This is a genomic window from Pseudomonas sp. UBA1879 (assembly GCF_002338065.1).
Classification (GTDB): Bacteria; Pseudomonadota; Gammaproteobacteria; order Pseudomonadales; family Pseudomonadaceae; genus Aquipseudomonas.
The window spans coordinates 65828-72510 of the sequence record NZ_DDHJ01000010.1 but is presented as its reverse complement, the minus strand read 5'-3'; the positions used below and the strand labels follow the sequence as shown (position 1 = coordinate 72510).

5 protein-coding genes are annotated in these 6683 nt (G+C 61.7%); all 5 read right to left on the bottom strand.

Annotated elements, in window-relative coordinates:
• Positions 1-1238: 1238 nt before the first annotated feature.
• From fliJ to fliF, 5 genes are read right to left on the bottom strand one after another with little or no spacing between them, the layout of a single operon-like run.
• Positions 1239-1691 (bottom strand): flagellar export protein FliJ, encoded by a 453-nt coding sequence (gene fliJ, locus B3N48_RS09590; RefSeq protein ID WP_296182572.1) that lies wholly within the window; start codon positions 1689-1691, stop codon positions 1239-1241.
• 6 nt (positions 1692-1697) lie between these two features.
• Positions 1698-3056 (bottom strand): flagellar protein export ATPase FliI, encoded by a 1359-nt coding sequence (gene fliI / locus B3N48_RS09585; protein ID WP_296182570.1) that lies wholly within the window; start codon positions 3054-3056, stop codon positions 1698-1700.
• Positions 3046-3861 carry a flagellar assembly protein FliH gene (gene fliH / locus B3N48_RS09580; RefSeq protein WP_296182567.1) on the bottom strand — a complete coding sequence of 272 codons (816 nt, stop codon included), beginning with the start codon at positions 3859-3861 and terminating at the stop codon, positions 3046-3048. Before fliH ends, fliI begins: the two co-directional genes overlap by 11 nt.
• Before the next feature lie 15 nt (positions 3862-3876).
• Positions 3877-4896 carry a flagellar motor switch protein FliG gene (gene fliG, locus B3N48_RS09575; protein ID WP_296182564.1) on the bottom strand — a complete coding sequence of 340 codons (1020 nt, stop codon included), beginning with the start codon at positions 4894-4896 and terminating at the stop codon, positions 3877-3879.
• Positions 4889-6670, bottom strand: coding sequence for a flagellar basal-body MS-ring/collar protein FliF (fliF, locus tag B3N48_RS09570; protein ID WP_296182563.1), 1782 nt, complete (start codon positions 6668-6670; stop codon positions 4889-4891). The genes fliG and fliF overlap by 8 nt, the downstream gene beginning before the upstream one ends.
• Between the last annotated feature and the right edge of the window lie 13 nt (positions 6671-6683).

Genomic DNA, 6683 nt, shown 5'->3' with positions numbered 1-6683 from the left:
CCTCCGGCGTCTCCTACAGGGATAGCGTCAAGAGTCAAAATCAACGTTCGTATTCGCGACCAGCAACATCATCAACTCGGCCTGCACCCAAGTCGCGTTCGGCGGCGTCTGGGCCATCGTGTGAGAAAGAGCAACAGCAACAGCCGGAGCGGAACTGCGCTCCTTTTGCTCCGCACACGCTCGCTGGATACACGCGATCAAATGTAGGAGCCGCCGGAGGTACGACGGCAGCGAAGCGGTGTATCAGGCGCATTATTGATCACCGACCCACCACTTTCGCTGCCGTCGTGCCTCCGGCGGCTCCTACAGGGATAGCGTCAAGAGTCGAAATTGGCGTTCGCATTCGCTATCGGCAACACCATCAACTCGGCCTGCCCCCAAGTCGCGTTCGGCGGCGTCTGGTCCATCGTGTGAGAAAGAGCAACAGCAACAGCCGGAGCGGAACTGCGCTCCTTTTGCTCCGCACAGGCTTGCTGGATGCACGCGATCAAATGTACGAGCCGCCGGAGGCACGACGGCAGCGAAGCGGTGTATCAGGCACATTATTGATCACCGACCCACCGCTTTCGCTGCCGTCGTGCCTCCGGCGGCTCCTACAGGGATAGCGTCAAGAATCGAAATTAACGTTCGCATTCGCTATCGGCAACACCATCAACCCGCCTGTACCCAAGTCGCGTTCGGCGGCGTCTGAGCCATCGTGTGAAAAGAGCAACAGCGACACCCGGAGCGGAACTGCGCTCCTTTTGCTCCGCACACGCTTACTGGATACACGCGATCAAGTGTCGGAGCCGCCGGAGGCACGACGGCAGCGAAGCGGTGTATCAGGCACATTATTGATCACCGACCCACCGCTTTCGCTGCCGTCGTGCCTCCGGCGTCTCCTACAGGAATAGCGCCGGGATGCGGGCTCACCGTGTGCCTTTGATCTTGATCTTTATGCACGAAGGTCCAGACGCCGCCGAACGCGACTTGGGTGCAGGCTGAACGCAGGCGATGCGGAGTGGGTCGAGCGGCAGGGATGCCGCGAGAGCGCCGCAAGGACATGGATGTCCGTTCGGCGCGGGCCCACGGAGCGTCGCCGGAGTGAGGGAACCCGACGAAGGAGGGCCAAACCGGGAGCCAGACTTTTTGGTTACTTTTGTGGCTCTTGACAAAAGTGACCCGCCGTAAGGGCGGAACCGTAAGCAGCCATAACCGCAGCAACGGATATTCACCCAAACCCAAAACCCCAAAAGCCGCTAAAACGGCTGATCAACCCGGGGCAACCGCTGCGACAACTCATCCAGCAACTTCTGCTCGCGCTTGTCCTCCAGCGCCCGCGCCTCGTCGATATACCGCTGCACCAGCTTGCGAAGGCCCTCGACCCGCGCATAGGCCTTCTGCCACTCAGCCCGGGCCTTGTTCAAGTTGTTCTGGTGCCAGTTCAAACTCTGCCGCTGCTGACTCACCGCCGTCTCCAATTGATTGAGAAAGCGCTGGTAATTCATCAGCCACTGCCCGGACACCCCATGGGCGCCTTTGTCGATCCACTGCTGTTGATAGTCGGAGCGAAACTTCTCCAGTTCACCGAGTTTGGCCTCGGCCAACCGCACCTGCCCCTGGAAATGCCCAAGACGCTGAACGGCGGCCTTTTCGGCCTTTTCCGCCATGTCCACCACCGGCGCCAGGCGAGCGGCACGACTCTGCGCCATGGGCTATCAGCCCCCGGCCTGAGGATTGAAAATCTTCGCCAGCTGCTCTTCGCTGCTGTGCATGCTCTCGTTGTCGTGCAGCCCCTGGCGCAGGTAACGCACCAGTTGCGGTTGCAGATTGATCGCCAGATCGGTCTCGCGATCGCCCCCGGCGACGTAGGCCCCGACGCTGATCAAATCGCGGCTCTGCTGATAGCGCGACCACAGCTGTTTGAAGTATTGCGCCTGCACCATGTGCTCCGGCGAGACCACCGACGGCATGACCCGGCTGATGGACGCCTCGATGTCGATGGCCGGGTAATGCCCTTCCTCCGCCAAGCGTCGAGACAGCACGATGTGACCGTCCAGCACGCCCCGCGCGGAGTCGGCGATTGGGTCTTGTTGGTCGTCGCCTTCGGACAATACGGTGTAGAACGCGGTGATCGAACCGCCGCCTTTTTCCGCGTTGCCCGCGCGCTCCACCAGTTTTGGCAGTTTGGCGAACACCGAAGGCGGATAGCCCTTGGTCGCGGGCGGCTCGCCGATGGCCAGAGCGATTTCCCGCTGGGCCTGGGCGAACCGGGTCAGGGAGTCCATCAGCAACAGAACGTTCTTGCCCTTGTCGCGGAAATACTCGGCAATCCGCGTGCAGTACATCGCTGCCCGCAACCGCATCAGCGGTGCGTCGTCCGCCGGAGAGGCGACGACCACCGAACGCTTGAGGCCTTCTTCACCGAGGATGTGTTCGATGAATTCCTTCACCTCGCGACCCCGTTCGCCGATCAGCCCGACGACGATGATGTCGGCCTCGGTGAAGCGGGTCATCATGCCCAGCAGCACGGATTTACCGACGCCGGTACCGGCGAACAGCCCGAGACGCTGGCCCCGGCCGACCGTCAACAGACCGTTGATGCAGCGAATGCCCACGTCCAGCGGCACGCTGATCGGGTCGCGTTTGAGGGGGTTGATAGTGGGGCCGTCCAGTGGCACCCAATCTTCGGCCTTCATGCCGCCCTTGCCGTCCAGCGGACGACCGGCGCCATCGAGGACACGCCCGAGCATGGTCATGCCCATCGGCAGACGCCCGGTGTCCGGCAGTGGCACGACACGGGCGCCCGGTGCAATCCCGGCAACGCTGCCCACGGGCATCAGAAAGACTTTGCCGCCTGCGAACCCCATGACCTCGGCTTCGACTTCCACCGGGTGATGGCTGTCGTCGTTGATCACCACGCAGCGGCTGCCCATGGCGGCGCGCAGGCCTTCCGCTTCGAGGGTCAGGCCGACCATGCGCAGCAGTCGGCCCTCGACCACGGGTTGGACAGGCAAGGCGATGGCGTCCGGATAGGCACTCAGGCGTTTGCCGAAACTGGTGCGTTCAAGACGCATCGGAGGCGTCCGTGTGTTTCTGCATCAACGCTTCGGCGCTTTTGATGGCTGCGTCCAGATCGACGCTCACGTCCGGCACAGCGGGGTGCAGGGCCTGTTCGTGCAACTGATCAAACATCTTGGCAATGGCCACGCTCAAGCGCGTTTCGACGGTGGCGTCGATGCGGCTGTGCTCGGTCTCGACCCGGCAACCGCCCGGCTGCAGCGTGTCGTCTTCGAGGATGCGCCAGTTTTCTTCATGGCGTTCGCGCAGCGCTTTGACTTGAGCGAAGTCTTGGGAATTGACCAGAATCCGCACGTTGGTGGCGCCCATGGGCAACAGGCGCAAGGCGTCCTGCAGCACTTTGCCGATCTGGCTGGAGTCGGTTTTAAGCTCGCGCTGGATGACTTCCCGGGCAAGGTGTTCGACCAGCTGGATCACGGATTTTTCGATCTGCGCGTCCTGATCGGCAATGGGCTCGAACAGGTGAGTCATCAGCGTTTCCAGGCTCTCGAGCTTGGCGGTCAGCGCCGCTTCGGCTTCCTGACGCACCTTGAGTTGAGTGCTGTGGAACCCTTCCTTCTCGCCGATCGCGAAGCCTTCGTTGTAGGCGTCCTGACGAATGCTTTCCAGCTCTTCGAGGGTCAGTGGCTGGACTTCTTCCAGCGGCACTTCTTCGCTTTCAGCGGGCTCCGGCTCGGCCGCTGCTTCCGGCTCGGGCGCTTCCACATGAGGATCGAAGCTGGGCAAGGTCCATACATCGATCCCGCGCAGATCCTTGGCGCGGATAAGCTCGCTGGGTGCTTCTTTATCGGAGCTGAACATCGACTGCACCTACTGTTAAATCATTTCCTCGCCACCTTTGCCGCCGAGAACGATTTCCCCGGCCTCCGCCATACGACGGGCAATGGTGAGGATTTCTTTTTGCGCCGCTTCCACGTCGCTGACGCGCACCGGGCCTTTGGCCTCCAGGTCGTCGCGCAACAGCTCGGCGGCCCGCTTCGACATGTTCTTGAAAATCTTTTCCTTGATCGCGTCGTCCGAGCCCTTGAGCGCCAGCACCAGCACATCGGAGGAGACTTCGCGCAACAGCGCCTGAATGCCGCGGTCGTCGACATCCGCCAGGTTGTTGAACACGAACATGAGGTCTTCGATCTGCGTCGACAGGTCCTCGTCCACTTCGCGGATCGAGTCCATGAGCTGACCTTCGACCGAACTGTCGAGGAAGTTCATGATGTCCGCCGCACGTTTGATACCGCCCAAGGTGGTACGCGACGTGTTGGCGTTGCCCGAGAACTGCTTTTCGAGGATCTGGTTCAATTCTTTGAGGGCCGCGGGCTGCACGGTGTTCAGCGACGAGACGCGCAGGATGATGTCCAGACGCACCTTGTGGTCGAAATGGCTCAACACTTCACCGGCCTGGTCGGCATCCAGATACGCGACGACGATGGCCTGGATCTGCGGGTGTTCGTAGCGAATGACGTCGGCGACGGCGCGCGGCTCCATCCACTTCAGGCTGTCCAGGCCGCTGGTGTTGCCGCCGAGCAGGATGCGGTCGATCAGCCCGTTGGCCTTGTCTTCGCCCAAGGCCTGGGTGAGCATCTTGCGAATGTACCCGTCGGAGCCGATGCCCACACCGGTCTGGTCACCGATGACGTCGACGAACTCGCTCATCACCTGCTCGACCTGCTCGCGATGCACGTTGCGCATCTGCGCCATCGCCACGCCCACTCGTTGGACCTCTTTAGGCCCCATGTGGCGCAACACTTGAGCAGCGTCCGTCTCACCGAGGGTGAGCAGCAGGATCGCAGCCTTATCGACACGGGTCATTTTGACCGCAGCAGCACGACTATCACTCATCTGTGTTAATCCACTCTTTTACGACCTGAGCCACACGGGCCGGATCTTCGGCCACCAGACTCTTGATTGCGTTGAGCTGCGCGTCATAACCCTCAGTGGGGCTCGGCAACAGAATGCTTTGAGGACCGCCCAGACTCACGCGGTCGTTGGCCAACTCGCCGTCCATGCCAATGCCCGCAACGCCACCCAGCTCGGCGTCGCCTGCGTACTTGCTTTTCGGGTTGGTGATGTTGTTCAGCACCGGACGCAGGACGCCGAACACCAGCACCAGAATGAAGATTACGCCCATCGCCTGTTTGACGATGTCCCAAAACCAAGGCTGCGAGTAGAACGGAATGTCCGGAATCACTTCGCCACGGTCAGTCGAGAACGGTACGTTGATCACGCTCACGCTGTCGCCACGGGCCGCGTCGAACCCGACGGCGTCCTGCACCAGACGGGTAAAGCGCGCCAGCTGGTCAGCGGTCCACGGCACCATCGTGGTTTCGCCGTTGGCCGGGTTGACCTTGACCTGATCGTCTACCACCACCGCGACCGACAGGCGATTGATCTTGCCCTGCTGCTGCTTGGTGTGGCTGATCGAACGGTCCAGTTCGAAGTTCTTGGTCGACTGGTTACGCTTGTCGGCCGGGTACGGCGCGAGCATCGGCTGACCGGTGGCCGGGTCCATGATCTGCTGACCATTGGCGTCCAGCAACGGCTGACCGGGGGCGATCGGACCGGCGGCGCCCGCGGCACCGGCGGTGGCGTTCTGTGGCGCGGTGGCCGGACCGGGCGGCTGGTTGCTCAAAGCACCTGGCACGCCTTGCGGACCGCTGCCGCTGGAGCGTTGTTCGGTGGTGGTCTGTTCGCTGCGCAACGCGGGTTGATCCGGGTTGAAGCTTTCCGCAGTGGACTCGACGGCACTGAAATCGACGTCTGCCGAGACTTCAGCCTTGTAGCGATCGTTGCCCAACACCGGCTGCAGGATGTTCTGCACGCGCTGAGTCAGCATCGTCTCCATGCGACGGGTGTAATCGAACTGCTTGCCAGCCATGGTCAGTTCGGAATTCTCGCCGAGATCGGACAGCAGATTGCCTTTCTGGTCGACGACGGTGACCTGGGATTTGGTCAGTTCGGGAACACTGGTCGCCACCAGATTGACGATGGCAGCGACCTGGCCCGGTTCAAGGCTGCGACCGGCGTACATTTCGACCAGCACCGACGCGGTCGGCTTGCGGTCGTCACGCACGAACACCGAGCTTTTCGGAATCGCCAGGTGCACCCGCGCCGCCTTGATGTTGTTCAGGCTGGAAATGGTGCGCGCCAGTTCGCCTTCCAGGCCACGACGATAACGGGTGGCTTCCATGAACTGGCTGGTGCCGAGGCCTTGGTCCTTGTCGAGAATTTCGAAGCCGACGTTGCCGTCGTTCTGCGCGATACCGGCACCGGCCAGCTTGATGCGCGCGCGGGACAGGTCGTCGGACTTGACCAGCAAGGCACCGGAGTTGGGCTCGACGGTGTAGGGAATGTCGGCCTGGGCCAATGTATCCATCACCTGTTTGGTGTCCATGCCCGACAGGCTGCCATACAGCGGCTTGTAGTCCGGCTGCTGAGACCAAAGCACGACGGCAAAACCAATCGCCACGCTGGCAGCCAGACCGACCATAAGGCCGACCTGACGCAGCATGGTCATCTCGGAAAGATTTTGCAGGAACGCCAGACCGAACATCGGCGGCTTACTTCCTGTCGCGCCCGCTTTTGCAGGCACGTTATCGGCGACGGCTTCAGCCATGACTTAAATCGTC